This window comes from Sphingobacterium sp. UBA6320, from assembly GCF_002440335.1.
Lineage (GTDB): Bacteria > Bacteroidota > Bacteroidia > Sphingobacteriales > Sphingobacteriaceae > Sphingobacterium.
This window is the reverse complement of record NZ_DJTA01000028.1, coordinates 80,348-105,655: the sequence shown is the minus strand read 5'-3', so window position 1 is coordinate 105,655 and position 25,308 is coordinate 80,348. Positions and strand designations below refer to the sequence as shown.

The window sequence follows — 25,308 nt, the reverse complement described above, 5'->3', positions numbered from 1 at the left end:
ACTGCTTCGATGGACTTTTAATTAATTAATTTACAACATGTCAGGTATTATTGGAAAAAAAGTAGGAATGACAAGCCTGTTTGATGCAGAGGGAAAAAACATTCCTTGTACTGTTATTCAAGCTGGTCCGTGCGTGGTTACGCAGATACGTACGGAAGAGAAAGATGGCTACGCTGCTGTTCAACTTGGCTTCGATGAAGCAAGAGAAAAGAACACAACGAATTCTTTAAAAGGGCACTTTGCAAAAGCAAATACAACGCCTAAGCGTAAGCTGGTAGAGTTTAAAACTTTTCCAGATGCAAAACAACTTGGTGACGTAGTTGACGTTACACTTTTTGAAGAGGGGGAGTATGTTGACGTAGTCGGTACTTCTAAAGGTAAAGGTTTTCAAGGTGTAATGAAACGTCATGGATTTGGTGGTGTAGGTGGTGCGACTCACGGTCAGCACAACAGACTACGTGCTCCAGGTTCAATTGGTGCGGCTTCTTGGCCTTCACGTGTATTTAAAGGTATGCGTATGGCGGGTCGTATGGGTGGTGACAGAATTAAAGTTCAGAACTTACAAGTTTTGAAAGTTTATGCTGATCAAAACCTAATCGTTGTTAGTGGTTCCATCCCAGGAGCTAAAGGTTCTTATGTAGTTGTAGACAAATAGGAAATGGAAGTTAAAGTTTTAAATTTATCAGGTAAAGAAACAGGTGCCAAGGTGCAACTTCCTGAGTCGGTATTTGGGTTAGAGCCTAACGATCATGCGATCTATTTGGACGTGAAGCAATACTTAGCGAATCAACGCCAAGGAACTCACAAATCTAAACAACGTAATGAAATCGCGGGATCAACTCGTAAATTACACAAACAAAAAGGTACAGGTGGTGCTCGTGCGGGTTCTATCAAATCTCCATTGTTTAATGGTGGTGGTCGTGTATTCGGTCCTCAACCTCGTGACTATTCTTTCAAATTGAATAAAAAATTGAAACAATTGGCACGTAAATCAGCGTTAAGCTACAAAGCTGTTGACAACAATGTTTTAGTATTAGATGAAGTTAAATTTGACTCAATCGGAACTAAAAATTATGTTGCTTTAGTAAATGCTTTAAATGTAGCGAATGAGAAAACTTTATTGGTTTTACAAGCGCAAGATAACAACGTTTATTTATCAAGCAGAAACTTGAAGAAAGCAAAAGTAATTACGGTAGATCAATTGAATACATATGATGTATTGAATGCTACTAAATTATTGTTCACTACAGGTTCTCTTAAAACTTTGGAGGAGGCATTAGCTAAGTAATATGGACATTATTAAAAAACCTATCTTAACTGAGAAAGCTTCATTTTTAACGGAAAAATTAAACCGTTATGCTTTCAAAGTAGATCACAGAGCTAACAAAATTCAGATCAAAACAGCAGTTGAAGCTATGTTTGGTGTTACTGTTCTTGCGGTTAATACTGCAGTAGTAGCAGGTAAAGCAAAAAGCCGTTACACAAAAGCAGGTTTTGTTTCTGGTAGAGCTCCTAAGTATAAAAAAGCTGTCATTACAATTAAAGATGGCGAAACTATTGACTTTTACAGTACTATATAATTAGAGATGGCAGTTAAAAGATTCAAACCGGTAACCCCTGGTACTCGTTTCAGAGTAGGCGCTGACTATTCTGACGTAACAACTAATGTTCCTGAAAAATCATTAGTAGTTGGAAGCAACAAAAGATCGGGCGGTCGTAATAAATCCGGTAAAATGACTATGCGTTATATCGGTGGGGGACACAAGAAAGTATACCGATTAATAGATTTCAAACGCGATAAAAAAGATATCCCTGCAACAGTAGCTACAATTGAATACGATCCAAACCGTACAGCACGTATTGCATTATTGCATTATGCTGATGGTGAGAAACGTTATATCATCGCTCCAGCTGGTTTAAAAGTTGGAATGACTGTAGTAGCAGGAGAAAAAGTTGCCCCAGAAGTAGGTAATACAATCCCATTAGCAAACATTCCATTGGGTTCTATCATCCATAACATTGAATTGAATCCTGGTCAAGGTGGTTCAATCGCTCGTTCGGCTGGTACATATGCTCAATTGTCTGCTCGTGATGGTAAATATGCTATTATCAAATTACCTTCAAGTGAGACACGTATGATCTTATTGACTTGCGTAGCTACAATTGGTTCAGTATCTAACCATGATAGAAGAATCGAAGTGTTAGGTAAGGCTGGTCGTAACCGTTGGTTAGGACGTCGTCCAAGAGTTCGTGGTGTAGCTATGAACCCTGTCGATCACCCTATGGGTGGTGGTGAGGGTCGTACCTCAGGAGGTCAGCCTCGTTCACGCACAGGTGTTTTAGCTAAAGGCTTCAAAACACGCGACAAGAAGAAAACATCGAATCGTTACATCATTGAGAGAAGGAAAAAATAATGGCTCGTTCAATTAAAAAAGGTCCTTATATCGATCACAACTTAGAAGGAAAAGTTCTTTCTATGAATGAAACTAACAAGAAGTCAGTTATCAAAACATGGTCTCGCAGATCAATGATTTCACCTGATTTTGTTGGTCATACCTTTGCAGTGCACAACGGGAATAAATTTATCCCTGTTTATGTAACGGAAAACATGGTAGGTCACAAATTAGGCGAATTCGCTCCTACGCGTACATTCAGAGGCCACGCAGAAAAGAAAAAATAATAGGTAATGGAAGCAACAAAAAAACTTAAAAAGTCTGTTTTAATAAAACAGCGCAAAGAGCAAGAGAAAGCTCAAATAGGAGGAGCTTCTACTGCCAAATTATTAAATTGCCCTACTTCACCTCGTAAGATGCGTTTAGTAGTGGACTTAATTCGTGGCGAGAAAGTAGAGAATGCTTTATATATTTTAAAGCATACAAGCAAAGAAGCAGCAATCCGTGTAGAAAAATTATTATTATCTGCAATTAAAAACTGGGAAGCTAAAAACGAAGGTAAATCAGTTGAAGATAGTCAATTATACGTTAAAGAAGTCGAAGTAGCAGGTGGTCGTCAATTGAAAAGATTACGTCCAGCTCCACAAGGTCGCGGTTATAGAATTCGTAAGCGTTCAAACCATGTTACTTTGATCGTTGACAGTAAATCTAACGTTGAACAAAACTAATTTATTGAGAAATGGGACAAAAAGCAAATCCAATAGGTAGCAGATTAGGAATCATCAGAGGTTGGGATTCTAATTGGTTCGGAGGAAAAAACTATGCCGATAAATTAGTAGAAGACGAGAAGATTAGAAAATATCTTTCTGTTCGTATAGCAAAAGGTGGTGTAGCAAAAGTTGTTATTGAAAGAACTTTAAAACGTATCACAGTTACTATCCATACAGCAAGACCTGGTATCGTTATCGGTAAAGGTGGTCAGGAAGTTGATAAGATCAAAGAAGAGTTAAAGAAAATCACTAAAAAAGATGTTCAAATTAACATTTTTGAGATTAAACGTCCTGAGTTAGATGCTAAATTAGTAGCTGAGGGTGTCGCTAAACAATTAGAGGCGCGTATTTCATTCCGTCGTGCAATGAAAACTTCTATTGCATCGACAATGCGTATGGGTGCTGAAGGTATCAAAATTATGTGTTCTGGTCGTTTGGGTGGTGCTGAAATGGCACGCTCTGAGCAGTACAAAGAAGGAAGAACTCCTTTACATACATTGCGTGCTGATATCGACTATGCATTAGCTGAGGCACTTACTACTTACGGTAAAATCGGTATCAAAGTTTGGATCTGTAAAGGTGAGGTTTACGGTAAACGTGACTTATCTCCAAACATTGGTCAAGCTTCTGGTGTGAAAACACGTGGTGGAAACGAAGGCGGTGCTGATCGTCGTGACAACCGTAAAGGTGGTCGTGGTGGTGACCGTCGTGGCGGAAACAACAATCGTGGTGGCAACAACCGTGGTGCAAAAAGAGATTAATTAATAATAAGATTTAAAAATATCCCGTCGCTGACGGGATTAAAATAAATAACGAACATGTTACAGCCAAAAAGAACAAAGTTCAGAAAGATGCAGAAAGGACGTATGAAAGGTAACGCTTCTCGTGGAGCAGAGTTAGCTTTTGGTTCTTTCGGTATCAAGTCAATGGAGGAAGCATGGATCACAAGCCGTCAAATCGAGGCAGCTCGTATTGCAGTGACACGTTACATGAAACGTGAAGGTCAAGTTTGGATCCGTATTTTCCCTGATAAACCCGTTACTAAAAAACCTGCAGAGGTTCGTATGGGTAAAGGTAAGGGAGCTCCAGAATACTGGGTTGCCGTAGTACGCCCAGGCCGTATGTTATTTGAAGCAGAAGGTGTGTCTTTAGAAATTGCTAAAGAAGCATTACGTCTTGCAGCTCAAAAGCTTCCGGTTCAAACTAAGTTTGTTATACGTAGAGATTACGTAGAAGCATAAATCGTTGGTAATGTCATTATTTAAGCCTTAGGACCGTTACTCCTAAGGCTATATATAAACTAATGATAACCCAATATAACAACTGAAATAAAATGAAAAATTCAGAAATTTTAGAATTATCAACAGAGGATCTAGCTGCTCGTTTAGTAGAAGAGAAAGCTGCCCTTAGCAAATTGAAATTTGCACATGCTGTTTCTGCAATTGAGAACCCTAATGTAATCAAAACAGCTCGTAGAGATATCGCTCGTTTAAGTACTGAATTGAGTGCTCGTAAAGCTGCAGCTAAGAAAGAAACAGCCTCTGAGGCATAAATTGAAGTCGAAATGGAAAGACAATTAAGAAAAACAAGAATCGGCTTAGTAGTTAGCAATAAGATGGAGAAATCTATCGTAGTAAAGGTTGAGCGTAAAGTGAAACACCCTATCTATGGTAAATTCGTTAAAAAAACTACTAAATTTACAGCTCATGACGAAACTAATACCTGTGGTATCGGCGATACGGTATTAATTATGGAAACTCGTCCGCTGAGTAAGACTAAGAATTGGAGATTAGTAGAAATATTAGAAAGAGCTAAATAACATGGTACAACAGGAATCAAGACTAAATGTTGCTGATAACAGCGGAGCTAAAGAAGTTTTAGTAATCCGTGTGTTAGGTGGCACAGGTAAGCGTTATGCTTCGATAGGTGATAAAATTGTTGTTACCATCAAAAGCGCTTTACCTTCAGGAAACGTAAAAAAAGGTACTGTTTCTAAAGCTGTAGTTGTTAGAACTAAGAAAGAAATCCGTCGTAAAGATGGTTCTTATATTCGTTTTGATGACAACGCTGCAGTATTATTAAATAATAATGATGAACCACGTGGTACACGTATCTTTGGCCCAGTTGCTAGAGAGTTACGTGAGAAACAGTTCATGAAAATTGTATCACTAGCACCGGAGGTTTTATAATTATGGCATACAAAAAAACAACAACAACTACACACAAAATCAAAATCAAAAAAGGTGATTTAGTGAAAGTTATCGCTGGTAACTCTAAAGGTGTTCAAGGAAAAGTATTGCAAGTTTTAGTGGATGCTAATAGAGCTGTTGTAGAAGGCGCTAATATCATCAAAAAACACACTAAACCAAGTGCGGCTAATCCTAATGGTGGTATTATTGAAAAAGAAGCAGCTATCCATATTTCTAACTTAGCTTTAATCGATCCTAAAACAGGAGCTCCTACTCGCGTAGGTCGTAAAGTTAACGAAGATGGTAAAATTGTTCGTGTAGCAAAAAAATCAGGGGAGGAAATTAAATAATGACTTACGTACCAAGATTAAAAGTGAAATATGCGGAGGAAATCCGTACTGCACTTAAAGAAAAATTCCAGTATAAAAGTGTTATGCAGGTTCCTAAACTTGAGAAAATCGTTGTTTCACAAGGTGTAGGTGCTGCCACTTCAGATAAAAAATTAATTGATAACGCTATTGCAGAGTTAACATTAATTACTGGTCAACAAGCTGTTGCAACTAAATCGAAAAAAGATATCTCAAACTTCAAATTACGTAAAGGTATGCCTGTTGGTGCGCGTGTTACTTTGCGTGATAACAACATGTATGAGTTCTTAGATCGTTTAATCGCTGTATCACTTCCACGTATTCGTGACTTCCGTGGTATCAACGATAAAGGTTTCGACGGTAGAGGTAACTACAACTTAGGAATTACTGAGCAAATCATTTTCCCTGAGATCAACATTGATAAAATCAACAAAATTCAAGGTATGGACATTACTTTCGTGACTAGTGCAGGAAATGATGTTGAGGCTTTAGAATTGTTGAAACAATTCGGTTTACCATTTAAAAATCAAAACACTAATAACAATGGCTAAGGAAGGATTAAAAGCTCGCGAAGTAAAACGCGCTAAATTAGTAGCTAAATTTGCTGACAAACGTGCTGCGTTAAAAGCTGCTGGTGATTATGCTGCATTAGATAAATTGCCTAAGAATGCTTCTCCAGTTCGTTTACACAACCGTTGTAAATTAACAGGACGTCCTAAAGGATATATGCGTCAATTTGGTATCTCTCGTGTAACATTCCGTGAGATGGCATTAGACGGTAAAATCCCGGGGGTTAAAAAAGCTTCTTGGTAATATCAAAAAAATAAGTAATTTTGCCCCAGCAAATCTTTTTTCAGATTTGCTAGGGTTTTTTACGTTAAAATTTATTAATCGACAAAAGGTCTGCTCCAAAAGTTGGAAAGGAAACCGTTGTCACAACTTTTATATATAATGAATACAGATCCAATAGCGGATTACCTTACACGAGTAAGGAATGCCATTAAGGCCAACCACAGGGTTGTTGAAATTCCTGCATCGAACCTTAAAAAAGAAATTACTAAAGTTCTTTTTGACAAAGGTTACATTGCTAATTACAAATTTGATGAGACTGGAGTTCAAGGCACAATCAAAATTGCTTTGAAATACAATCCAATTAGCAAAATCTCGGCTATTCGTACGTTGACACGTGTGAGTAAACCTGGTTTAAGAAAATATGCAAGTGTTGAGACTATGCCTCGTGTTTTGAACGGCTTGGGTATCGCTGTTTTGTCAACTTCTAAAGGAGTTATGACAGACAAAGAAGCTCGCTTACAAAATGTTGGCGGTGAAGTTTTATGTTACGTTTATTAATCTAGGAAAATCACAAAGAAATGTCAAGAATTGGAAAAGCGCCTATCGCTATGCCTGCTGGTGTAACGGTGACTGTATCTGACAAGAATTTAGTTACAGTAAAGGGCCCTAAAGGTGAATTAACACAACAAGTTGATCGTGACATTACAGTTGCTCAAGAAGATGGAAACATCGTAGTAACTCGTGCTACAGATCAAAAAAGACACAAAGCATTACACGGATTATACCGCTCTTTATTGAGCAACATGGTTGTCGGTGTAACTGAAGGTTACAAAACTACTCAAGAATTAGTCGGTGTAGGTTACCGTGCAACATGCACAGGTAATGTATTAGAGTTAACTTTAGGTTTCTCTCACCAGATTGTATTTATGTTGCCAAAAGAAATTACAGCAACAACAACTGCTGATAAGGGTAAAAACCCTACTATCACTTTGGAATCTATCGACAAACAATTAATCGGTCAAATCGCAGCGAAAATCCGCGGCTTCCGTAAACCAGAGCCATATAAAGGTAAAGGTATTAAGTTTGTAGGTGAAGTATTAAGAAGAAAAGCAGGTAAATCAGCTAAAAAATAATAACCATGGCAGGACATAAAGCATCTCGTAGAGAGAGAATCAAAAAAGGAATCAGAAAACACCTGGCTGGATCAACAGAGCGTCCACGCTTGTCAGTTTTTAGAAGTAATAAAGGTATCTACGCTCAAATCATTGATGATGTTGCTGGAAAGACATTAGTGTCTGCTTCTAGTGCTTCAAAAGATTTTGCTGCTGCAGGCAACAAAGTTGAGCAATCAAAAGCGGTAGGTAAATTAGTTGCAGAAAAAGCAGTTGCAGCTGGAATTAGTAAAGTAGTTTTTGACCGTAATGGGTACTTATACCATGGCCGTATCAAATCTTTGGCTGAAGGTGCTCGCGAAGGCGGTTTAGACTTTTAATCATAGAACGAAATGGCATTAAGCAATATAAAAAGAGTAAAATCAAGCGAGATTGAATTAAAAGATCGCTTAGTAAGTATCCAACGTGTAGCTAAAGTTACTAAAGGTGGTCGTACTTTCAGTTTCTCTGCAATCGTGGTTGTAGGTGATGAAAACGGTATCGTTGGTTTCGGTTTAGGTAAAGCGAAAGAGGTTACTGAAGCAATTACGAAAGGAATTGACGACGCTAAGAAAAACTTAGTTAAAGTTCCTATTATCAAAGGTACTGTACCTCACTCACAATATGGTAAATATTCTGGAGGTTCAGTTTTGATTAAACCAGCAATTGCGGGTACAGGAGTTTTAGCAGGTGGCGCTATGCGTGCAGTATTAGAGTCTGCTGGTATCAAAGACGTATTAGCAAAATCATTAGGTTCATCTAACCCACATAATGTGGTAAAGGCAACTATTGATGCTTTAGCTAACATGCGTGATGCATATACAGTAGCACAGCACCGTGGTGTCGATTTAAACAAAGTATTTAACGGTTAATTATCATGGCAAAAATCAAAATCACCCAGATAAAGAGCGTTATCGACAGAAGCGAGCGCCAAAAGAAAACTATTGAGGCATTAGGTTTGAAAAGAATCAATCACTCAGTAGAAGTTGAAGCTACACCAGCTATTATTGGTATGGTGAGAAAAGTAAATCACTTAGTAGCTATCGAAACTATTTAATATGAGCATATGGAAAGAACAATATTGTTCTTTCCATTACTTTATTATAATCAATTTTTTAATCGTTAGGACCTGTTTAGTGAAAGCGAAGGCCTAACACAATTTAGTTTTAAAATGAACTTAAGTAATTTAAGACCTGCAAAAGGTTCCGTAAAAAGTAGTAAACGTATTGGTCGTGGTACAGGTTCTGGTCGCGGTGGTACTTCTACACGTGGTCATAAAGGTGCTGGTTCTCGTTCAGGTCACTCAACGAAAATCGGTTTCGAAGGTGGTCAAATGCCTTTGCAACGTCGTGTACCTAAATTTGGTTTCAAGAACTTAAACCGTGTTGAGTATAATGGTGTAAACTTAGATGCTTTACAAGAATTGGTAGAGAAACATAACTTGACAACTGTAAACTTAGAGGAATTGGTTGCACACGGTTTAGTATCTAAGAAAGACAAAGTAAAAATCTTAGGTCGTGGTGAGTTGAAAGCAAAAGTTGAAGTTACAGCGCATGCGTTCTCGGCTACTGCTCAACAAGCTATTGAAGCAGCAGGCGGTTCTATCGTTAAACTTTAATAAATGAAGAAACTAATCACAACCTTAACCAATATTTGGAAAATTGATGATCTACGCACGCGTATCTTGAATACGTTGCTATTTCTTCTAATTTACCGTATTGGATGTCATATTGTATTACCTGGAGTAAATCCCCAAGCTTTGGCCTCTGGTCAAAAAGAAGGTTTACTTGGTCTATTGGATATGTTTGCAGGAGGGTCATTCTCTCGTTCAGCTATCTTTGCGTTAGGGGTAATGCCTTATATTTCGGCATCCATTGTTGTTCAGTTATTGGGCATCGCGGTACCTTATTTCCAAAAAATGCAGAAGGAGGGTGAAAGTGGTCGTACTAAAATGAATCAAATTACGCGCTATCTAACGTTAGCGATTACTTTGCTTCAAGCGTTTGCGTATGTGAGAACTCAGATTGAGCCTTCAGCAAAAACGTTAGCAGATCCAATGTTCACTATTCTTACTGCAATAGTTTTGACAGCGGGTACTTTGTTTGTAATGTGGCTAGGAGAGAAAATTACTGATAAAGGTATTGGTAATGGTATTTCTTTGATCATTATGACGGGTATTATCGCACAATTGCCAAGTGGTATTACCGCGGAGTGGGTGTCACGTATGAGTAAAGGTGGTGGTGGACCAATTCCATTATTACTTGAATTTTTAGCTTTATTTTTTGTAGTTGTATTTACGATTTTAATCGTACAAGGTGTTCGTAAGATCCCGGTTCAATATGCAAAGAAAATTGTTGGAAATAAACAGGTAGGTGGAGTTAGACAGTATATTCCTCTTAAGGTAAATGCTGCCGGTGTAATGCCAATCATTTTTGCACAAGCTATTATGTTTGTGCCAATGAGTCTAGGTCAGTTTTTCCCTAATCTTCAATCAGATTTTTTAACGTCTTTGAGTAACTATACATCTGTTGCTTATAATGTAACTTTTGCTATTTTGATTATAGCATTTACATTCTTTTATACAGCTATTATGGTTAATCCTCAGCAAATGTCTGATGATATGAAGAAAAATGGAGGATTTGTACCGGGTATTAAACCAGGTCTAGAAACAAGTAACTTTATTGATCGTGTGATTTCAAATATCACATTCCCTGGTGCAATTTTCCTTGCGATCATTGCTATATTACCTGCTATTGCAAGTTTATTCGGTATTAATAATCAATTTGCGCATTTCTATGGAGGTACGTCTTTATTGATTTTGGTAGGTGTTGTGTTGGATACTTTGCAACAAATTGAAAGCCACTTATTAATGCGTCATTATGACGGATTAATGAAAACTGGACGCATTAAAGGAAGAACTCCTGCGGCAGTAGAAGGTGTAGATCAGTCGGCAATTTAAATTCTTTAGATGTCTAAAGTATATTATAAATCAGAGGAAGAAATTGAGCAAGTGCGATTGTCAGCAAATGTGCTTTCGCAATTGCTTGGTGAAGTTGCTCAGGTTATCAAACCTGGCATAACCACTTTATCTCTTGATAAGTTAGCTTACGAGTTTATCCATGATAATGGTGGGACGCCTGCGTTCCTTAATTATCATGGATTTCCATACTCACTATGTATTTCTGTTAACGATCAGATCGTTCATGGATTTCCTAGTGATTATATAATCAAAGATGGAGATCTTGTTTCTGTTGATGGTGGCGTAAATCTTAACGGTTTCATTAGTGATTCGGCCTACACTTTCGGTGTTGGTAATATTACTGAAGAAGCGCAGCTGTTACTTGATGTAACAAAAGAATCTATGTACAAAGGCATAGAGCAAGCTGTGGCTGGAAAACGTGTAGGTGATATCGGTGCAGCTATACAGGAGCATGTTTCTAAATACGGTTTTGGTATTGTACGAGAACTGGTTGGACATGGTGTTGGTCTTCATTTACATGAAAAACCAGAAGTTCCTAACTACGGTAAACGCGGTTCTGGTGCCAAATTAGAGTCGGGCTTAGTTATTTGTATAGAGCCAATGATCAACGCAGGAAAAGCAGGCGTGAGATTTTGGGATGATGGATGGACAGTAAGTACTGTTGATGGTAAACTGTCAGCGCACTTCGAACAAATGGTCGCTATTCGTAAAGGCGAGCCCGATGTGTTGTTGACATTTGAACATGTAGAGAAAGTTTTAGGTGAAAAATAGTTGATTTTCAATTATTTTATATATCTTTGCACTCCTGTTTGCAGGCTATTTAACAAAATAATAATCAAGAATATATGGCTAAACAAGCCTCAATTGAACAAGATGGAATAATTAGAGAGGCACTTTCTAATGCTATGTTTAGGGTAGAATTGGAAAATGGGCATGAAATTATTGCTCATATTTCTGGTAAAATGCGTATGCACTATATCAAAATTCTGCCTGGGGATAAAGTTAAATTAGAAATGTCTCCTTATGATTTGACTAAAGGACGTATCACATACCGTTATAAGTAACGGGTTGATTGTCTGATAGTGCAAGCTTTTGAAAATAATTAAGATCATGAAAGTAAGAGCATCAATAAAAAAACGTAGCGCTGATTGTAAGATCATTCGTCGCAAAGGAAAAGTTTTTGTAATCAACAAAAAGAACCCTAAGTACAAACAACGTCAGGGTTAATTAATTAAAAATAATCGCTAAACATATATGGCAAGGATAGCAGGTATTGACTTACCTAAAAACAAAAGGGGTGTTATCGGCCTTACCTACATTTTTGGTATCGGTCGTACAACAGCGGAGCTTATCTTAGATAAGGCGGGAATCAGTCAGGACATTAAGGTTCAAGATTGGAATGATGAGCAATTGGCAGCAATTCGTACATTAATTTCTGATGAAATTAAAGTTGAAGGTGCATTGCGTTCAGAAATTCAATTAAACATCAAACGTTTAATGGATATTGGATGTTACCGTGGATTACGTCATCGTAAGCATTTACCAGTTCGTGGTCAACGCACTAAAAACAACTCTCGTACTCGTAAGGGTAAACGTAAGACAGTTGCAAACAAGAAAAAGGCTACTAAATAAAAATTAAGAAATGGCTAAAAGTAAAAAAGCTGCAAAAAAACGTATTGTTGTAATTGAGCCTGTTGGTCAAGCACACATCAATGCTACGTTTAATAATATCATTGTTACTTTGACTAATAATCAAGGTCAAACTATTTCTTGGTCAAGCGCTGGGAAAATGGGTTTTAGAGGTTCTAAAAAGAATACACCGTACGCAGCGGGTCAAGCAGCAAATGACTGTGGTAAAGTTGCCTACGATTTAGGTCTACGTAAAGTAGAGGTATTCGTAAAAGGACCTGGTGCTGGACGTGAGTCGGCTATCAGAACATTACAAACTGTTGGAATTGATGTAACTACTATCAAAGATATTACACCACTTCCTCACAACGGTTGTCGTCCTCCAAAACGTAGAAGAGTTTAATTAGGTTAAAGATAAGATTCATTAGCTAAAGGCTAATAGATACTTTAAGAGAAAAAAAATGGCTAGATATACAGGACCTAAGTCCAAAATTGCCCGTAAATTTAGAGAGCCGATTTTCGGCCCAGATAAAGCGTTAGAAAAAAAGAATTATCCTCCTGGACAACATGGAGCATCTAAACGCAGAGGTAAACAATCTGAATATGCTATTCAGTTGTTAGAAAAGCAAAAAGCAAAGTACACTTACGGGGTGTTAGAGCGTCAATTCGCTAATTTGTTTGTTAAAGCTGCCTCAAAACAAGGTATTACAGGGGAGATCTTCTTGAAATTATTAGAAGCTCGTTTAGATAACACGGTTTACCGTTTAGGTATCGCTCCTACTCGTTCTGCTGCTCGTCAGTTAGTATCGCACAAACACATTACTGTTAACGGTGAATTAGTTAACATTCCATCATATAGCTTACGTCCAGGTGATGTAATCGCTGTTCGTGAGCGTTCTCAAACTCTTGAAACAATCACTGATTCAGTTGCTGGTAGAATTATCAACAAATACTCATGGTTGGAGTGGAATGCTAAAGAACTTACAGGTACTTTCTTAAGCTACCCTGAGAGATCTGACATTCCTGAGAACATCAAAGAGAACTTAATCGTAGAGTTATACTCTAAATAATAAATAAAGTAGTAATATGCATAGTCCATCATGGATTATGCATATTCTATTGTATTGCAAGTATTATTACAAAAACTTTAAAAAGAAATAAATGGCAATTTTAGCATTTCAAAGACCGGATAAAGTTATCATGCAAAAATCTACAGATTTTGATGGTACGTTCGAATTTCGTCCATTGGAGCCTGGTTTTGGTGTAACCATTGGTAATGCTTTGCGCCGTATTTTATTGTCCTCATTAGAAGGATATGCAATTACGTCGATAAGGTTTTCAGGCGTTTCGCACGAATTTTCAACTATTAAAGGTGTAGTTGAAGACGTTACTGAGATTATTTTGAATTTGAAACAAGTTCGTTTTCAAAAAACAGGTGATCAAGGTGATAGCGAAAAGATATTTGTAGTAATCAATGGTCAAGAGCAATTCTCAGCTGGTGATATCACAAAATTCTCAAACAACTTTACAGTATTAAACCCTGATTTGGTTATCTGTAACATGGATAACTCGGTTACAATTGAAGTAGAATTGAGCGTAGCTAAAGGTCGTGGTTATGTAAATGCTGATGAGAATAAAGTCGTGGATGGTCCTGTAGGATTAATCGCGATTGATTCGATCTTTACTCCGATTAAGAATGTTAAATTTACCATTGAGAACTACCGTGTAGAACAAAAAACTGACTACGAGAAATTGTTGTTAGATATTTCTACTGATGGTTCTATTCATCCAGAAGAAGCTTTAAAAGAAGCAGCTAAAATCTTAATTCAACACTTTATCTTATTTTCTGATGAGAATATGCTTCTTGAGTCTCAAACTAAGGAAGAAACTAAAGTTGTTGATGAAGAAATTTTACATATGCGTAAAATTTTGAAAATGGAATTAGTTGACTTAGATCTTTCAGTTCGTGCATTGAACTGTTTGAAAGCTGCTGATATTCGTTCATTATCTGAATTAGTTACTTATGACGTAGCAGATATGTTGAAATTCAGAAACTTCGGTAAGAAATCATTAAGCGAAATTCAAGAATTGGTTAAATCGAAAGGTTTATCATTCGGAATGAACTTGTCTAAATATAAATTAGACGAAGATTAATATATTAAAATAAGCGGCTTGTATATAATTCCCTCTGTGTAGAGACGGTATATACATTAAAATTAAATTAAAAATGAGACACGGAAAAAAAGTAAATCACTTAGGCCGTACTGACAGCCATAGAAAGGCAATGTTAGCTAACATGGCAACGTCATTAGTAAAACATAAACGTATCACAACTACTTTAGCAAAAGCTAAAGCTTTACGTAAATATGTTGAGCCTTTGATTACTAAATCTAAAAACGATACGACTCACTCTCGTCGTACTGTTTTCGCTTACTTAAAAGATAAAGAGGCTGTTACTATATTATTCCGTGAAATATCGGAAAAAGTAGCTAATCGTCCAGGTGGTTATACACGTATTATCAAAATGGAAAATCGTTTAGGTGATAACGCTGAAATGGCATTCATCGAATTGGTTGACTATAATGAAATCTACGGTGCTAAAGCTACTACTGAGAAAAAAGCAACTCGTCGTCGTGGTACTTCTAAGAAAAAAACTGAAGGAACTGAAGAAGCTCCAGCAGAAACTGATGCTACTACTACTACAGAAGAAGAAAACAAAGACTAGTTCTTTAACTTTTTTAGATATAAGGCCTATCATGAAAATGATAGGCTTTTTTATTTTTAACTGATTTTTAGGAAGACTTAGCTATATTTGCAATGCATATCGGACTTATGTTTCTCATTTAATTATTTATTCATTATCAATGGACTTATTTAACGTTTATCCAATTAATCCAATTAATATTGTAAGAGCACAGGGCTCGACGGTGTGGGATGCCGAAGGAAATGCTTACTTGGATTTATATGGTGGTCATGCTGTGATTTCAATTGGTCATACGCATCCACATTATGTTCAACGTGTGACAGAACAATTAAATCGAATTGGATTTTATTCTAATTCTGTCGAGATTCCTATTCAACGTGAACTAGCTCGATTATTAGGTGAGGTTTCAGGGAAAGAGGATTATCATTTGTTTTTATGTAATTCTGGTGCAGAAGCTAATGAAAATGCATTAAAATTGGCATCCTTCTATAATAAGCGAAAAAAGGTTATTGCTTTTTCAAAAGCTTTTCATGGACGTACTTCTTTGGCGGTTGCTTGTACAGATAATCCAAGTATTGTTGCTCCGGTCAATGAAACTGATCATGTTATATTTTTACCTTTTAACGATGAAGAAGCTTTGGTTGAGGCATTCCAATCTTATGGCGATGAAATTTCATCTGTAATTATTGAAGGAATACAAGGTGTCGGGGGTATTCGTGAGGCATCTGTAGCATTTCTTAAGTTAATTCGTTCACTTTGTGATCAATATGGTTCTGTATTTATTGCTGATGCTGTACAGTGTGGTTACGGTCGTTCTGGGCAGTTTTATGCACATGATTATGCTGGTGTTGATGCTGATATATATTCCATGGCAAAGGGAATGGGAAATGGATTTCCTATCGGTGCAATTAGTATAGCTCCCAAATTTGTGGCTACCTACGGTATGTTGGGAACGACATTTGGTGGTAATCATTTGGCTTGTGCCGCTGCAGTTGCTGTTTTGGAAGTTATTAAACAAGAAAATTTAATTCAAAATGCTGCTCAAGTTGGAGCTTATCTCATAAGCGAATTGAATAAGTTTGAACAGATCAGCGAAGTCAGAGGACGTGGATTGATGATAGGTATTGATTTGCCTAGTGAATTAGCTCATGTAAGAAAAGATTTATTAGATAGTTATAATATATTCACAGGAGAGGCTAAGCCTTCTGTTATCCGTTTATTACCTGCATTAAATACAACAAAAGAAATGGCTGATCAATTTTTAACAGCGTTTGCTGAAATTTTGAAAGGTTAATTTTGATTAAAATATAGATATGAAAAAGTTTTTTTCTGTTAAGGATGTTGCAAATGTGTCTGACGTAGTGAAAGAAGCGTTGGAGCTAAAAGCTAATCCCAATGAATTAGAATCTTTAGGAAAATATAAAACGCTGGGCTTAGTGTTCTTAAATCCGAGTTTGCGTACGCGTTTGAGTACTCAAAAAGCTGCTATGAATTTAGGAATGAATGTCATGGTCATGAATATGGATAAAGATGGTTGGGCACTAGAAACTCAAGATGGAGTTGTCATGAATGGTGCAACTGTCGAACATATTCGTGAAGCAGCTGCCGTTATGGGAGAGTATTGTGATATTTTGGGTTTACGCTCTTTTCCAAAATTAAAAGATCGAGAAGAAGATTATTCGGAAGATTTATTTAACAAGTTTATTCAATATTGTGGTGTACCCGTCATTTCTTTAGAAAGTGCAACCCGTCATCCTTTACAAAGTCTGACTGATATTATAACCATCACAGAATATAAAAAAACGGAGAAGCCTAAAGTTGTTTTAGCTTGGGCTCCTCATGTAAAAGCTTTACCGCAAGCAGTACCAAATTCATTTTCGGAATGGATGTGTCAAGCTCAATCAGAAGGTTTAGTTGATTTTACAATTGTACATCCTGATGGATATCAATTATCTGAAGAATTTACAAATGGTGCTAAGGTATCGAATAACTTGAATGATAGCCTTCAAGGGGCCGATTTTGTATATGTGAAAAATTGGTCTTCTTACGAAGAATATGGACAGGTATATCCTGTAAAGGAAAATTGGTTAATCGATAACGAAAAATTAGCGTTGACCAATGACGCAAAAATTATGCATTGCCTTCCTGTTAGAAGAGATTTGGAATTGTCATCAGAAGTTCTGGATGGTCCAAATTCTTTAGTCATTAAAGAGGCCAGTAACCGTGTTTGGGCTGCTCAAGTAGTATTAAAGCGTATGCTAGAGAGCTTAAAGAAATAAAAATAAGCTTGTAAATATATTATTTTGGAAGATTTAGAGAGAAAGATGTCAAATAGTAGCCTGAATATTATAAAGATAGGTGGCAATATCATTGATGATGAATTACTTTTAGATTCATTTTTAGAAAAGTTTGCAGCATTACCAGGCAAAAAGATTTTAGTGCATGGTGGTGGTAAAATAGCTACGCGCATGGCGAGTGATCTAGGGATTGAGGCTAAGATGGTCGAGGGACGTAGAATCACAGATGAAGCCATGTTACGTATTGTAACCATGGTTTATGCAGGGTTAACTAATAAAAATATTGTTGCAAAACTTCAAGTTTTAAAATGTGATGCGATAGGCCTGAGTGGAGCTGACGGCGGAACTATTAAAGCCATAAAACGTCCTGTTAGGGATATTGATTATGGTTTTGTTGGTGATATTTTACATGATTCTGTAAATACAGCTTCTATTAAAAAATTCTTAGAAGCGGGATTTGTTCCCATATTCTCAGCAATCACTCATAATGGTTTAGGCCAGTTATTGAATACGAATGCAGACACAATTGCTTCTGCTTTAGCTGTTGGTCTATCGTCTCTATATGATACGTCATTAGTTTACTGTTTTGAAAAGAATGGTGTATTAAGAGATGTTACAGATGATCAGTCGGTCATTAATTCAATTCATGCTGATGAGTTTCCAAAATTAAAGGAAGATGGTACAATCCATGATGGTATGGTACCAAAACTGCAAAATGCTTTTGATGCTATACAAAAAGGTGTTAGGAATGTGTATATTGGTCATGCCAATAACTTGCACTTGTTCCAACAAGGGCAATTTGGAACTTGTTTAACCTTAAAATAGAATTTTGAATCATGAAAAGAATCACCATTATCGGAACAGGAAATATTGGTTTGTCACTTGCAAAAGGTTTAGTTAAGAGTGAATTTTGTAAAGCAGAACAAATTACTTTAACAAGACGTAATATTAAAGCATTAAGTCATGAAAGCCAGTTAGGATTTGTCGTCACAGACAATAACGTACAGGCCGTTCAAGATGCTGATATTATTGTTTTTGCAATTTTACCGCAACAGTTACGGAAAGTTCTGGAAGAAATTGCCCCGATAGTGAAGGATTCTGATCAAATTTTTGTGTCTGTTGTTTCAGGAGTGAGCTGTTTGGATATTAAAGAAGTGCTAGGACAAGGTACATCGGTCGTAAGAGCAATGCCTAATACGGCAATTGCTATTGGACAATCAATGACTTGTATTGCTACGGATACTGCAGCAGCTCATATCGTTAAAGAAGTAGAGGTGATGTTTGAGACCGTTGGAGCAGTTGTTGTCATAAATGAAGATTTAATGACTTCGGCGACAGCACTGTGCGCTTGTGGAATTGCTTTTTTCTTAAGAGCTATTCGAGCGGCCTCACAAGGAGGTGTAGAAATCGGTTTTCATGCCCATGATGCACTAAAGATGGCGGTTCAAACAGCTAAGGGTGCAGCTGACTTGTTACTGCAAACACAAACGCATCCAGAAAGTGAAATTGATAAGGTAACTTCCCCTAAAGGATGTACTATTGCAGGTTTGAATGAAATGGAGCATCATGGTTTCAGCTCCGCCTTCATAAAAGGGATTAAATTATCTGCTCAAAAGGCTGGAGGTTTATATAATGAATAATCGTGTTCAATTATTTGAAGAGAGTTTAACATTACTGAAATCACTGATTAAAATTTCTTCTTTTAGTAGGGATGAGGGTGAAACAGCCGATTTAATTGCTCAATTTTTTAATAAAAAACAAATTAAGTCGTATCGTAAAGGAAATAATATTTGGGTTTATAATAAAAATTATTCCCCTCTTAAACCTACTATCTTATTAAATTCACATCATGATACAGTAAAACCCAATACTGGTTACACTAGAAATCCGTTTTCGCCCGATGAAGTAGATGGTAAGCTTTTTGGATTAGGGAGTAATGATGCTGGAGGATGTTTGGTTTCTCTAATTGCTGCATTTCTTTATTTTTACGATCGATCTGATCTTCAATATAATTTTTGTTTGGCAGCGACAGCGGAAGAGGAAGTATCTGGAAAAGGAGGGATAGAATCAATAATTTCTGATTTAGGAACTTTGGATTTTGCCATCGTCGGAGAGCCAACTTTAATGGATCTTGCTATTGCCGAAAAGGGTTTAATGGTATTGGACTGTACAGCGCACGGTATAGCTGGGCATGCAGCAAGAGATGAAGGTGAAAATGCTCTTTACAAGGCTATTCGAGACATTGAGTGGTTTAAATCTTACCAATTTGAACGAGAATCCAATAAACTGGGTCCGATCAAAATGTCTGTTACGATGATTCATTGTGGAGAACAACATAACGTTGTACCAGCGACTTGCAATTTTGTTGTTGATGTCAGGACAACGGATGCTTATAGTAATGAAGAAACATTGGCAATTATAAAACAGCACGTGTTATCGGATGTTTCAGCGCGATCGACTAGATTGAGTTCTTCTTCAATTCCAGAAGATCATCCTTTTGTTTTATCAGGCATTAGCCTTGGAAAGAAGACTTATGGATCTCCCACTATGAGTGACCAAGCGTTATTACGAATTCCTTCAGTAAAATTGGGGCCAGGTTTTTCCGGGCGTTCCCATATCGCAGATGAATTTATTTTTATAGAAGAAATACGGAATGGTATCGACGATTATATAAGCATGTTAGAAAAAATTATATAAATAAAAAAGCACAAAATATATTTTGTGCTTTTTTATTTATATAAGATTTCATAGTTTAAACTAAACTAATCTGTCTTTTTATACTTTCTTCAAGAGATATAATGGTTTCAGTACGTTGAATTCCTTGTACCGATTGAATATCTTCATTCAATACTTTACGAAGATGTACAGTATCTCTACAGATGATTTTGGCAAAGATACTATATTGACCTGTACAGTAGTGTAATTCAACAACTTCTTTAATTTCTTTTAATTGTGAAACAGCATCTGAATATTGAGATCCTTTTTCAAGATAAATACCTAAGAAAGCAGTGATATCAAAACCTACTTTTTGTGGATTTATAATGAGATTGGATCCTTTAATAATACCCAATTCTTCCATTTTTTTCATGCGAACATGGATGGTACCTCCAGATACAATTAATTTTTTTGCTATTTCTGTATAAGGAATAGACGCATCATTCATCAAAATTGATAATATCTGAATATCAAGATTGTCTAAATCGTAATTAGAATAGTTGTTTTCCATTAAATGTGCTGTTATTAATTAAGTTAATCAGTGTCGATGACATATTGTTTTTTATAATCGTCACAGATTAAAATTTTAAATTTTTCAAAAATACTAAGATTTGTTGGTTTATGTCTGTAAATTTAGTAAAAATTTTATATACATATTATTAATGTGATATTTGAATAACAATTTTTTATATCATTTTGATTATTATTGACTTTAAGTCATGAATACTAAATTTATGGAAATAGAAGACGTTAAAATTTCAAGAAAAAAACCCATTTATGCTGTGGGAGAGGGTTTACATAAATATTTACGTTTATATCAACGTGACGCAAAACTACCTATCAGTTATAAGGATCTACTCTCCTTTACTGAGACCATACCTGTCATGGACAAATACGGGAATGATACTTTTTGGGAAACGCCACTATATCCACCATATCTAATCGATCAACTTTACGATGGTTTGAAAGTAATTTACGCCAATTTAAAGGCATCTGGTAATACCCGAATTGTGCAGCATAAGTATATTGATCGTGTCGAATATTGCGCGTTTGGAAATACCAGACCATTTCGAATTAGAATTGTAAATCGATTGAATGATGTTTATGATTACTTTTATATCAAACAGGCTGATGCTTCACGTATTTACGGATTGGAATTGGAAGAGATATTGTCTCCTAACCAAGTGAACTATATGGTAGATCATGAGACATTAGTGGAAGAGCATATTGTGGGTATTCCCGGAGATATTTTTGCTAAACAAAGAATGTATACACCTGATTATAATCTTACTCGAATCTCTAAAGAGTTTGTCAAATTTAATGAACGTTGTATTATATCTTTATTAGGAGACATGCGTGCTTATAACTTCGTTGTACAAATCACTCCTGATTTTGATGATTTTCAATTTCGAATTCGTGCAATTGATTTTGACCAACAATTTTATGAAGGCAATCCTAAAGTCTATATGCCCCAGTTTTTTAAAGAGAATTTTCCTTACGTCAAGCTGTCTATGGAGCATTTAACTGATAAAACAGTATCGCAGTATCAACAAGAAGAACGATCTTCGATTGTCCATCGGGTACGTAGTGAGAGGCATCGAATTGCAGATCTGAGAGATGCATCAAAAACTCAGCAATTATCTACAGAGGAGAATATTAAGCAATTACGCGAAGCTTATGCCATCTCACATGAGAATGAGCAGTATCTGAGATGTAAAACTATGACTGATATTGTAGAATTGAATGTAAAAAATGTAATTAGACAAGTGCAGCTATAAGCTTATTTGACTCTTTTCTCATTATCTTTTACAAAAGCACTCCATCCACTGTAACTTTTACTATTACCTGTGCTCGCATTTTTTTGAAAAGAATGACAAACTGCAGCGGCCAGTCCATCAGTCGCATCTAAAAATTCTGGAGTTTCATTGAATTTTAGTAGGGACTTGAGCATCCCTGCCACCTGTTCCTTGGTGGCATTGCCACTGCCAGTAACCGATTGTTTAATTTTTCTAGGTGCATATTCAAAAATTGGTATGTCAAAATTAAGCGCTGCGGCCATAGCAACCCCTTGCGCTCTACCGAGCTTAAGCATTACTTGAATGTTTTTGCCGTAAAATGGTGCCTCTAGAGCAACACTATCAGGTTTATACTCCTCGATTAGAGCTGTCGTTTTTTTAAATATGCGTTGAAGTTTGAGCGCATGATCATCAAGGTGTCCCATTTTAACTACGCCCATTGTTATCAGACTAATGTTATTTCCCTGTTCTCGTATTACCCCATAGCCCAAAACAACTGTTCCAGGGTCAATGCCTAAAATAATTCTTTCTTTCGCTTTCTCCTTCTGCATGTGCAATATTACATTTTTTATTCGATATGGATATAAATTCAAGGACGAAAGGATACTATAATTGCCATAAAATAGCTTTAGCTTTGACTAAAATTTAGTAACATTGTTTCCAAAATTGAGAAATGCTGACAAAAGCACAAAAAAAATATAGTGGTATATTGATTAAAATTGCAGTCTTGGCTTTTGCTGGCTGGTACATTTATAAGCAATTATCAGATCCAAATAATCTGCTGAAATTTAAAACACTGATAGCTGGGATTGATCCTCATTATTTTTGGTTGACCTTCAGTCTTATTGTGTTTTTAATGTTTGTAAATTGGATGCTTGAAGTTGTTAAATGGCAGTATCTCTCGATAAGAATTGAAAGAATATCCTTAGGTAAAGCTTTCCAGTCCGTATTTAGTGGATTAACATGGGCTATCTTTACTCCAAATAGAATTGGTGAATACGGTGGAAGAGTTTTGTTTTTAAAGCCTGAAAATCGAGCTAAGGGTGCTGTCGCTATGGGTGTCGGTTTATTTGCTCAATTGGTATTGACTAGTATAGCGGGAGCATTAAGCATCGCTTGGTTTGCATGTACTTACATGGAAACCCCTTTATCTATTGGGTTTGGTATTTGGTTATTAGCAATTCTATATGCAACAGGTTTTTTAGTTCTATATTTTAATGTTCATTGGGTAGATGTTATCGTTGGAAAAATTGGTTTTCTGAAGCGTATCAAACCATTCTTCTCCATTTTGGAAGAATATACTTTTAAGGAATTGTTAGTGGTCATCTTGATCTCATTAGCTCGATTTATCATTTTTACTTCGCAATATATTATTTTAATGTTGGTTATTTTGCCAGAATTGCCAGTCATGGCAATGATTTTGATGATATTCATTTTGTTCTTCGTGCAGGCAGCATTACCTACATTGGATATTTTTGATTTTAGTGTAAGAAGTTTTGTTGCCGGTAATCTTTATAGTTATATAACGAACCAAGAGCTGGCCGTAATGGCAATCGTATCCTGTATTTGGTTTGTAAACCTAATACTTCCAGCTTTTTTAGGTTCTTTTTTTGTTTTGAAAATAAATTTTTTTGGTGATTCTAAGTCTTAGTTTTTTAACAATATTATTAGCACTGATCTATATTGCATTGGTGCTGTATATGCGTAAGGGTTGGTTTGAGATACCGACCGTTATATCCAATTACAAACCAACGAGACGAGTTTCAGTTATCATCGCCGCTCGCAATGAGGAGTCTGGGATCGCAAGGACTATCGAAGCTATTTTGCATCAAAGATTTCCTTCGGAACTGCTCGAGTTAATTGTGATAGATGATCATTCTAACGATCGTACAAGTGAAGTTGTATTGTCCTATGCGGACAGAGGAGTGCAATTGATTCAGCTCAATGAGAGTAATAAATTGAACTCATATAAGAAATTAGCTATTTCAAAAGCCATTGATTTATGTAGTGGAGATATTATCGTTACGACAGATGCTGACTGTCGTATGGATGAGAATTGGTTGTCAACGATCATTAGTTATTTTGAAACTCAAGATTTATACATGTTATCTTCGCCAGTTGTTTATTCAGAAGAAAAATCCTTTTTTGAAAGACTTCAAACACTTGAGTTTTTATATTTAATAGGTTTGGGAGCTGCTGGTATTGGAAATAAAAACCCAACAACTTGTAATGGTGCAAATTTAGCTTATCGTAAAGATGTATTCTATGAATTGGGTGGATTTTCAGGAATAGATGAGTTGGCTTCGGGTGATGACGAACTATTTTTACATAAAGTTGCTGCTAAATATCCCCATAAGATAGGTTTTTGTAAATCTACTGACGCAATTGTATATACTGATGCTAAACCCACATTGAAATCATTTATCAGCCAACGCAAGCGTTGGGCATCAAAAAGTACTAAATATAAAAACAAAGCAATCGTCTTACTAGGGATTACGATTTGGCTATTTAATTTTTGTATGCTTGCCTGTCTTTTGGCGGGTCTATTTTATCATTATACCTATCTTTTTACTTTTCTGGTCGTCCTTGTTGCTAAGATAATAGTTGAATATTTGTTTATACAACCTTTGACGCGATTTTCCAATAGAGAGGAATTAATGAAGTACTTACCGATTCTGTCTTCTCTACATATTATTTATCTCGTGTATATAGGGGTGTTGGGTAATATTGGGAAATATGATTGGAAAGGAAGGCAAGTCAAATAATTAACCATTTTTGACTCTCATACGAATTTTTTGTTCCGCTTCTAAAACTATTTCTTCTAAAGTTTTATCGGTTTTATCAATTGGATCCAATACTTCCCAACTCATTTTTACAAAAGGTGTTAGCGGAAATAAACCACTTTTAGTCATTTCATAAGAACCATTAATGGCTATTGGAACAATAAGTGCATCTGGATTTTTTTTCAATATGGTAGCGATTCCACCCACGTGAAAAGATTTCATTTTACCATTTCTTGTACGTGTCCCTTCAGGAAAAATAAAAGCAGACCAATTTTTAGTTTTCATATTATTCGCAAGTTTTAAAATCTCTCCTATGGACTGTTTTGAATCTTTACGATCAATATTCGCTGCTCCTCCATGTTTTAGATTAAAAGATATACTGGGTATGCCTTTGGCTAATTCTATTTTGGAGATGAACTTGCCATGAAATCTTCTTAAAAAATAGATCATAGCCGGTATATCAAATGTACTTTGATGATTCGCAACAAAAATTATGGGTTGCCCCGTAGGGATATTTTTATTATCAATAAAAGTTACGCTATTGAAAAGGAGACAATTGCAATAAGTAAGAAAGAAATTGAGTAGATCGACACTCTTCTTATGCATATTATATCCTCCTAATTTAAGACTTAACCATTGAATGGGATGAAAAATTAAAAGGCATAAGCCAAAAAAGAAATAAAATATAGGTGTCAGAATAAATCCAATAATCTTCTTCATGTTTCAATCTAATTATTATTT

Annotated in this window: 40 protein-coding genes; 37 read left to right on the top strand and 3 right to left on the bottom strand. The window is 36.2% G+C overall.

Annotated features, from left to right (window positions below):
* The first annotated feature begins 37 nt into the window (after window positions 1–37).
* The 34 genes from rplC (at window position 38) to B3P23_RS17225 (ending at window position 19,970) form a co-directional block, all read left to right on the top strand.
* Window positions 38–655, top strand: a complete 618-nt coding sequence (gene rplC / locus B3P23_RS17390) for a 50S ribosomal protein L3 (RefSeq protein ID WP_045753973.1) — start codon at window positions 38–40, stop codon at window positions 653–655.
* A 3-nt stretch (window positions 656–658) separates the two neighbouring features.
* Window positions 659–1,288 (top strand): 50S ribosomal protein L4, encoded by a 630-nt coding sequence (gene rplD, locus B3P23_RS17385; protein WP_045753974.1) that lies wholly within the window; start codon window positions 659–661, stop codon window positions 1,286–1,288.
* A gap of 1 nt (window position 1,289) precedes the next feature.
* The gene (rplW, locus tag B3P23_RS17380) at window positions 1,290–1,580 is read left to right on the top strand and encodes a 50S ribosomal protein L23 (protein ID WP_045753975.1); all 291 of its coding nucleotides are present in this window, start codon (window positions 1,290–1,292) and stop codon (window positions 1,578–1,580) included.
* 6 nt (window positions 1,581–1,586) lie between these two features.
* Window positions 1,587–2,414 carry a 50S ribosomal protein L2 gene (rplB, locus tag B3P23_RS17375; RefSeq protein WP_021189654.1) on the top strand — a complete coding sequence of 276 codons (828 nt, stop codon included), beginning with the start codon at window positions 1,587–1,589 and terminating at the stop codon, window positions 2,412–2,414.
* The gene (rpsS, locus tag B3P23_RS17370) at window positions 2,414–2,680 is read left to right on the top strand and encodes a 30S ribosomal protein S19 (protein ID WP_021189653.1); all 267 of its coding nucleotides are present in this window, start codon (window positions 2,414–2,416) and stop codon (window positions 2,678–2,680) included. The genes rplB and rpsS overlap by 1 nt, the downstream gene beginning before the upstream one ends.
* A 6-nt stretch (window positions 2,681–2,686) precedes the next feature.
* Complete coding sequence (gene rplV, locus B3P23_RS17365; protein ID WP_045753976.1) at window positions 2,687–3,121, top strand: 50S ribosomal protein L22; 435 nt, start codon at window positions 2,687–2,689, stop codon at window positions 3,119–3,121.
* 11 nt (window positions 3,122–3,132) lie between these two features.
* Window positions 3,133–3,924 carry a 30S ribosomal protein S3 gene (gene rpsC / locus B3P23_RS17360; protein ID WP_045753977.1) on the top strand — a complete coding sequence of 264 codons (792 nt, stop codon included), beginning with the start codon at window positions 3,133–3,135 and terminating at the stop codon, window positions 3,922–3,924.
* Window positions 3,925–3,981: 57 nt separating this feature from the next.
* Entirely contained in the window at window positions 3,982–4,404 is a 423-nt protein-coding gene (gene rplP, locus B3P23_RS17355) for a 50S ribosomal protein L16 (protein ID WP_045753978.1), read from the top strand.
* Window positions 4,405–4,496: 92 nt separating this feature from the next.
* Complete coding sequence (gene rpmC, locus B3P23_RS17350; RefSeq protein WP_045753979.1) at window positions 4,497–4,715, top strand: 50S ribosomal protein L29; 219 nt, start codon at window positions 4,497–4,499, stop codon at window positions 4,713–4,715.
* A gap of 12 nt (window positions 4,716–4,727) precedes the next feature.
* Window positions 4,728–4,982 (top strand): 30S ribosomal protein S17, encoded by a 255-nt coding sequence (gene rpsQ / locus B3P23_RS17345; RefSeq protein WP_021189648.1) that lies wholly within the window; start codon window positions 4,728–4,730, stop codon window positions 4,980–4,982.
* Between the two features lies 1 nt (window position 4,983).
* On the top strand, window positions 4,984–5,352 hold the full coding sequence (gene rplN, locus B3P23_RS17340) for a 50S ribosomal protein L14 (protein WP_021189647.1): 369 nt from the start codon (window positions 4,984–4,986) through the stop codon (window positions 5,350–5,352).
* A 2-nt stretch (window positions 5,353–5,354) separates the two neighbouring features.
* Window positions 5,355–5,702 (top strand): 50S ribosomal protein L24, encoded by a 348-nt coding sequence (gene rplX / locus B3P23_RS17335; RefSeq protein WP_045753980.1) that lies wholly within the window; start codon window positions 5,355–5,357, stop codon window positions 5,700–5,702.
* Window positions 5,702–6,271 carry a 50S ribosomal protein L5 gene (gene rplE, locus B3P23_RS17330; RefSeq protein WP_045753981.1) on the top strand — a complete coding sequence of 190 codons (570 nt, stop codon included), beginning with the start codon at window positions 5,702–5,704 and terminating at the stop codon, window positions 6,269–6,271. The genes rplX and rplE overlap by 1 nt, the downstream gene beginning before the upstream one ends.
* Window positions 6,264–6,533: a 30S ribosomal protein S14 gene (gene rpsN, locus B3P23_RS17325; protein ID WP_021190937.1), complete on the top strand. Its 270-nt coding sequence runs from the start codon at window positions 6,264–6,266 to the stop codon at window positions 6,531–6,533. Before rplE ends, rpsN begins: the two co-directional genes overlap by 8 nt.
* 135 nt (window positions 6,534–6,668) lie before the next feature.
* Window positions 6,669–7,070, top strand: a complete 402-nt coding sequence (gene rpsH, locus B3P23_RS17320; protein ID WP_244914430.1) for a 30S ribosomal protein S8 — start codon at window positions 6,669–6,671, stop codon at window positions 7,068–7,070.
* A gap of 20 nt (window positions 7,071–7,090) precedes the next feature.
* Complete coding sequence (gene rplF / locus B3P23_RS17315) at window positions 7,091–7,645, top strand: 50S ribosomal protein L6 (protein WP_045753983.1); 555 nt, start codon at window positions 7,091–7,093, stop codon at window positions 7,643–7,645.
* On the top strand, window positions 7,642–8,004 hold the full coding sequence (rplR, locus tag B3P23_RS17310) for a 50S ribosomal protein L18 (RefSeq protein ID WP_186812817.1): 363 nt from the start codon (window positions 7,642–7,644) through the stop codon (window positions 8,002–8,004). Before rplF ends, rplR begins: the two co-directional genes overlap by 4 nt.
* Window positions 8,005–8,031: 27 nt before the next feature.
* Window positions 8,032–8,535: a 30S ribosomal protein S5 gene (gene rpsE / locus B3P23_RS17305; RefSeq protein ID WP_307724950.1), complete on the top strand. Its 504-nt coding sequence runs from the start codon at window positions 8,032–8,034 to the stop codon at window positions 8,533–8,535.
* Between the two features lie 5 nt (window positions 8,536–8,540).
* Window positions 8,541–8,720: a 50S ribosomal protein L30 gene (gene rpmD / locus B3P23_RS17300; RefSeq protein ID WP_045753985.1), complete on the top strand. Its 180-nt coding sequence runs from the start codon at window positions 8,541–8,543 to the stop codon at window positions 8,718–8,720.
* Between the two features lie 114 nt (window positions 8,721–8,834).
* Complete coding sequence (gene rplO, locus B3P23_RS17295) at window positions 8,835–9,281, top strand: 50S ribosomal protein L15 (RefSeq protein ID WP_045753986.1); 447 nt, start codon at window positions 8,835–8,837, stop codon at window positions 9,279–9,281.
* Between the two features lie 3 nt (window positions 9,282–9,284).
* A complete protein-coding gene (gene secY, locus B3P23_RS17290; RefSeq protein WP_045753987.1) occupies window positions 9,285–10,622 on the top strand; it encodes a preprotein translocase subunit SecY in 1,338 nt (445 codons plus the stop codon).
* A gap of 9 nt (window positions 10,623–10,631) precedes the next feature.
* Window positions 10,632–11,414 (top strand): type I methionyl aminopeptidase, encoded by a 783-nt coding sequence (gene map / locus B3P23_RS17285; protein WP_045753988.1) that lies wholly within the window; start codon window positions 10,632–10,634, stop codon window positions 11,412–11,414.
* A gap of 74 nt (window positions 11,415–11,488) precedes the next feature.
* A complete protein-coding gene (gene infA / locus B3P23_RS17280; RefSeq protein ID WP_002997456.1) occupies window positions 11,489–11,707 on the top strand; it encodes a translation initiation factor IF-1 in 219 nt (72 codons plus the stop codon).
* A 46-nt stretch (window positions 11,708–11,753) separates the two neighbouring features.
* Window positions 11,754–11,870, top strand: a complete 117-nt coding sequence (gene rpmJ / locus B3P23_RS17275) for a 50S ribosomal protein L36 (RefSeq protein WP_038702005.1) — start codon at window positions 11,754–11,756, stop codon at window positions 11,868–11,870.
* A 27-nt stretch (window positions 11,871–11,897) separates the two neighbouring features.
* On the top strand, window positions 11,898–12,275 hold the full coding sequence (rpsM, locus tag B3P23_RS17270) for a 30S ribosomal protein S13 (RefSeq protein ID WP_045753989.1): 378 nt from the start codon (window positions 11,898–11,900) through the stop codon (window positions 12,273–12,275).
* Window positions 12,276–12,285: 10 nt separating this feature from the next.
* Window positions 12,286–12,675 (top strand): 30S ribosomal protein S11, encoded by a 390-nt coding sequence (rpsK, locus tag B3P23_RS17265; RefSeq protein ID WP_045753990.1) that lies wholly within the window; start codon window positions 12,286–12,288, stop codon window positions 12,673–12,675.
* 58 nt (window positions 12,676–12,733) lie between these two features.
* Window positions 12,734–13,342: a 30S ribosomal protein S4 gene (rpsD, locus tag B3P23_RS17260; protein WP_045753991.1), complete on the top strand. Its 609-nt coding sequence runs from the start codon at window positions 12,734–12,736 to the stop codon at window positions 13,340–13,342.
* A 91-nt stretch (window positions 13,343–13,433) separates the two neighbouring features.
* Entirely contained in the window at window positions 13,434–14,426 is a 993-nt protein-coding gene (locus tag B3P23_RS17255) for a DNA-directed RNA polymerase subunit alpha (protein WP_045753992.1), read from the top strand.
* Window positions 14,427–14,499: 73 nt separating this feature from the next.
* A complete protein-coding gene (gene rplQ / locus B3P23_RS17250) occupies window positions 14,500–14,997 on the top strand; it encodes a 50S ribosomal protein L17 (RefSeq protein WP_045753993.1) in 498 nt (165 codons plus the stop codon).
* 139 nt (window positions 14,998–15,136) lie between these two features.
* Window positions 15,137–16,270, top strand: a complete 1,134-nt coding sequence (locus tag B3P23_RS17245; RefSeq protein ID WP_293928405.1) for an aspartate aminotransferase family protein — start codon at window positions 15,137–15,139, stop codon at window positions 16,268–16,270.
* A gap of 19 nt (window positions 16,271–16,289) precedes the next feature.
* Window positions 16,290–17,255, top strand: a complete 966-nt coding sequence (locus tag B3P23_RS17240) for an acetylornithine carbamoyltransferase (RefSeq protein ID WP_260947310.1) — start codon at window positions 16,290–16,292, stop codon at window positions 17,253–17,255.
* A 45-nt stretch (window positions 17,256–17,300) separates the two neighbouring features.
* The gene (argB, locus tag B3P23_RS17235) at window positions 17,301–18,098 is read left to right on the top strand and encodes an acetylglutamate kinase (RefSeq protein ID WP_293928627.1); all 798 of its coding nucleotides are present in this window, start codon (window positions 17,301–17,303) and stop codon (window positions 18,096–18,098) included.
* 11 nt (window positions 18,099–18,109) lie between these two features.
* Window positions 18,110–18,913 (top strand): pyrroline-5-carboxylate reductase, encoded by an 804-nt coding sequence (gene proC / locus B3P23_RS17230; RefSeq protein ID WP_045754639.1) that lies wholly within the window; start codon window positions 18,110–18,112, stop codon window positions 18,911–18,913.
* Window positions 18,906–19,970, top strand: a complete 1,065-nt coding sequence (locus B3P23_RS17225) for a M20 family metallo-hydrolase (protein WP_293928404.1) — start codon at window positions 18,906–18,908, stop codon at window positions 19,968–19,970. Before proC ends, B3P23_RS17225 begins: the two co-directional genes overlap by 8 nt.
* 55 nt (window positions 19,971–20,025) lie before the next feature.
* Here the strand turns inward: B3P23_RS17225 and B3P23_RS17220 are convergent, their stop codons facing one another.
* Complete coding sequence (locus B3P23_RS17220) at window positions 20,026–20,499, bottom strand: Lrp/AsnC ligand binding domain-containing protein (RefSeq protein WP_045754637.1); 474 nt, start codon at window positions 20,497–20,499, stop codon at window positions 20,026–20,028.
* A 223-nt stretch (window positions 20,500–20,722) separates the two neighbouring features.
* On the opposite strand from B3P23_RS17220, the gene B3P23_RS17215 reads away from it, so the two are divergent.
* A complete protein-coding gene (locus tag B3P23_RS17215) occupies window positions 20,723–21,766 on the top strand; it encodes a hypothetical protein (RefSeq protein WP_045755616.1) in 1,044 nt (347 codons plus the stop codon).
* Between the two features lie 2 nt (window positions 21,767–21,768).
* On the opposite strand, the gene ruvC is transcribed toward B3P23_RS17215, so the two are convergent.
* The gene (ruvC, locus tag B3P23_RS17210; RefSeq protein ID WP_045754636.1) at window positions 21,769–22,335 is read right to left on the bottom strand and encodes a crossover junction endodeoxyribonuclease RuvC; all 567 of its coding nucleotides are present in this window, start codon (window positions 22,333–22,335) and stop codon (window positions 21,769–21,771) included.
* A 122-nt stretch (window positions 22,336–22,457) separates the two neighbouring features.
* On the opposite strand from ruvC, the gene B3P23_RS17205 reads away from it, so the two are divergent.
* Both B3P23_RS17205 and B3P23_RS17200 read left to right on the top strand, forming a co-directional pair.
* The gene (locus B3P23_RS17205) at window positions 22,458–23,435 is read left to right on the top strand and encodes a flippase-like domain-containing protein (RefSeq protein ID WP_248754919.1); all 978 of its coding nucleotides are present in this window, start codon (window positions 22,458–22,460) and stop codon (window positions 23,433–23,435) included.
* Window positions 23,419–24,549 carry a glycosyltransferase family 2 protein gene (locus tag B3P23_RS17200; RefSeq protein WP_293928403.1) on the top strand — a complete coding sequence of 377 codons (1,131 nt, stop codon included), beginning with the start codon at window positions 23,419–23,421 and terminating at the stop codon, window positions 24,547–24,549. Before B3P23_RS17205 ends, B3P23_RS17200 begins: the two co-directional genes overlap by 17 nt.
* Here the strand turns inward: B3P23_RS17200 and B3P23_RS17195 are convergent, their stop codons facing one another.
* Window positions 24,550–25,287: a lysophospholipid acyltransferase family protein gene (locus tag B3P23_RS17195; protein ID WP_094771526.1), complete on the bottom strand. Its 738-nt coding sequence runs from the start codon at window positions 25,285–25,287 to the stop codon at window positions 24,550–24,552.
* Window positions 25,288–25,308 lie beyond the last annotated feature (21 nt).

What these genes read in the sequence shown, in the direction of transcription:
- B3P23_RS17225 (WP_293928404.1), top strand. Translation starts at nt 18,906, where the DNA reads ATGAATAATCGTGTTCAATTATTTGAAGAGAGTTTAACATTACTGAAA.
- B3P23_RS17245 (WP_293928405.1), top strand. Translation starts at nt 15,137, where the DNA reads ATGGACTTATTTAACGTTTATCCAATTAATCCAATTAATATTGTAAGA.
- rplD (WP_045753974.1), top strand. Translation starts at nt 659, where the DNA reads ATGGAAGTTAAAGTTTTAAATTTATCAGGTAAAGAAACAGGTGCCAAG.
- rpsS (WP_021189653.1), top strand. Translation starts at nt 2,414, where the DNA reads ATGGCTCGTTCAATTAAAAAAGGTCCTTATATCGATCACAACTTAGAA.
- rplP (WP_045753978.1), top strand. Translation starts at nt 3,982, where the DNA reads ATGTTACAGCCAAAAAGAACAAAGTTCAGAAAGATGCAGAAAGGACGT.
- B3P23_RS17195 (WP_094771526.1), bottom strand. Translation starts at nt 25,287, where the DNA reads ATGAAGAAGATTATTGGATTTATTCTGACACCTATATTTTATTTCTTT.
- rplB (WP_021189654.1), top strand. Translation starts at nt 1,587, where the DNA reads ATGGCAGTTAAAAGATTCAAACCGGTAACCCCTGGTACTCGTTTCAGA.
- rplV (WP_045753976.1), top strand. Translation starts at nt 2,687, where the DNA reads ATGGAAGCAACAAAAAAACTTAAAAAGTCTGTTTTAATAAAACAGCGC.
- B3P23_RS17220 (WP_045754637.1), bottom strand. Translation starts at nt 20,499, where the DNA reads ATGGAAAACAACTATTCTAATTACGATTTAGACAATCTTGATATTCAG.
- map (WP_045753988.1), top strand. Translation starts at nt 10,632, where the DNA reads ATGTCTAAAGTATATTATAAATCAGAGGAAGAAATTGAGCAAGTGCGA.
- rpsD (WP_045753991.1), top strand. Translation starts at nt 12,734, where the DNA reads ATGGCTAGATATACAGGACCTAAGTCCAAAATTGCCCGTAAATTTAGA.
- rpmC (WP_045753979.1), top strand. Translation starts at nt 4,497, where the DNA reads ATGAAAAATTCAGAAATTTTAGAATTATCAACAGAGGATCTAGCTGCT.
- proC (WP_045754639.1), top strand. Translation starts at nt 18,110, where the DNA reads ATGAAAAGAATCACCATTATCGGAACAGGAAATATTGGTTTGTCACTT.
- rpsK (WP_045753990.1), top strand. Translation starts at nt 12,286, where the DNA reads ATGGCTAAAAGTAAAAAAGCTGCAAAAAAACGTATTGTTGTAATTGAG.
- ruvC (WP_045754636.1), bottom strand. Translation starts at nt 22,335, where the DNA reads ATGCAGAAGGAGAAAGCGAAAGAAAGAATTATTTTAGGCATTGACCCT.
- B3P23_RS17240 (WP_260947310.1), top strand. Translation starts at nt 16,290, where the DNA reads ATGAAAAAGTTTTTTTCTGTTAAGGATGTTGCAAATGTGTCTGACGTA.
- rpsC (WP_045753977.1), top strand. Translation starts at nt 3,133, where the DNA reads ATGGGACAAAAAGCAAATCCAATAGGTAGCAGATTAGGAATCATCAGA.
- rpmD (WP_045753985.1), top strand. Translation starts at nt 8,541, where the DNA reads ATGGCAAAAATCAAAATCACCCAGATAAAGAGCGTTATCGACAGAAGC.
- B3P23_RS17205 (WP_248754919.1), top strand. Translation starts at nt 22,458, where the DNA reads ATGCTGACAAAAGCACAAAAAAAATATAGTGGTATATTGATTAAAATT.
- rplE (WP_045753981.1), top strand. Translation starts at nt 5,702, where the DNA reads ATGACTTACGTACCAAGATTAAAAGTGAAATATGCGGAGGAAATCCGT.
- rplF (WP_045753983.1), top strand. Translation starts at nt 7,091, where the DNA reads ATGTCAAGAATTGGAAAAGCGCCTATCGCTATGCCTGCTGGTGTAACG.
- argB (WP_293928627.1), top strand. Translation starts at nt 17,301, where the DNA reads ATGTCAAATAGTAGCCTGAATATTATAAAGATAGGTGGCAATATCATT.
- rpmJ (WP_038702005.1), top strand. Translation starts at nt 11,754, where the DNA reads ATGAAAGTAAGAGCATCAATAAAAAAACGTAGCGCTGATTGTAAGATC.
- B3P23_RS17255 (WP_045753992.1), top strand. Translation starts at nt 13,434, where the DNA reads ATGGCAATTTTAGCATTTCAAAGACCGGATAAAGTTATCATGCAAAAA.
- rpsQ (WP_021189648.1), top strand. Translation starts at nt 4,728, where the DNA reads ATGGAAAGACAATTAAGAAAAACAAGAATCGGCTTAGTAGTTAGCAAT.
- B3P23_RS17215 (WP_045755616.1), top strand. Translation starts at nt 20,723, where the DNA reads ATGGAAATAGAAGACGTTAAAATTTCAAGAAAAAAACCCATTTATGCT.
- rpsM (WP_045753989.1), top strand. Translation starts at nt 11,898, where the DNA reads ATGGCAAGGATAGCAGGTATTGACTTACCTAAAAACAAAAGGGGTGTT.
- rplO (WP_045753986.1), top strand. Translation starts at nt 8,835, where the DNA reads ATGAACTTAAGTAATTTAAGACCTGCAAAAGGTTCCGTAAAAAGTAGT.
- rplX (WP_045753980.1), top strand. Translation starts at nt 5,355, where the DNA reads ATGGCATACAAAAAAACAACAACAACTACACACAAAATCAAAATCAAA.
- rplN (WP_021189647.1), top strand. Translation starts at nt 4,984, where the DNA reads ATGGTACAACAGGAATCAAGACTAAATGTTGCTGATAACAGCGGAGCT.
- rplQ (WP_045753993.1), top strand. Translation starts at nt 14,500, where the DNA reads ATGAGACACGGAAAAAAAGTAAATCACTTAGGCCGTACTGACAGCCAT.
- secY (WP_045753987.1), top strand. Translation starts at nt 9,285, where the DNA reads ATGAAGAAACTAATCACAACCTTAACCAATATTTGGAAAATTGATGAT.
- infA (WP_002997456.1), top strand. Translation starts at nt 11,489, where the DNA reads ATGGCTAAACAAGCCTCAATTGAACAAGATGGAATAATTAGAGAGGCA.
- rplC (WP_045753973.1), top strand. Translation starts at nt 38, where the DNA reads ATGTCAGGTATTATTGGAAAAAAAGTAGGAATGACAAGCCTGTTTGAT.
- rplW (WP_045753975.1), top strand. Translation starts at nt 1,290, where the DNA reads ATGGACATTATTAAAAAACCTATCTTAACTGAGAAAGCTTCATTTTTA.
- rpsN (WP_021190937.1), top strand. Translation starts at nt 6,264, where the DNA reads ATGGCTAAGGAAGGATTAAAAGCTCGCGAAGTAAAACGCGCTAAATTA.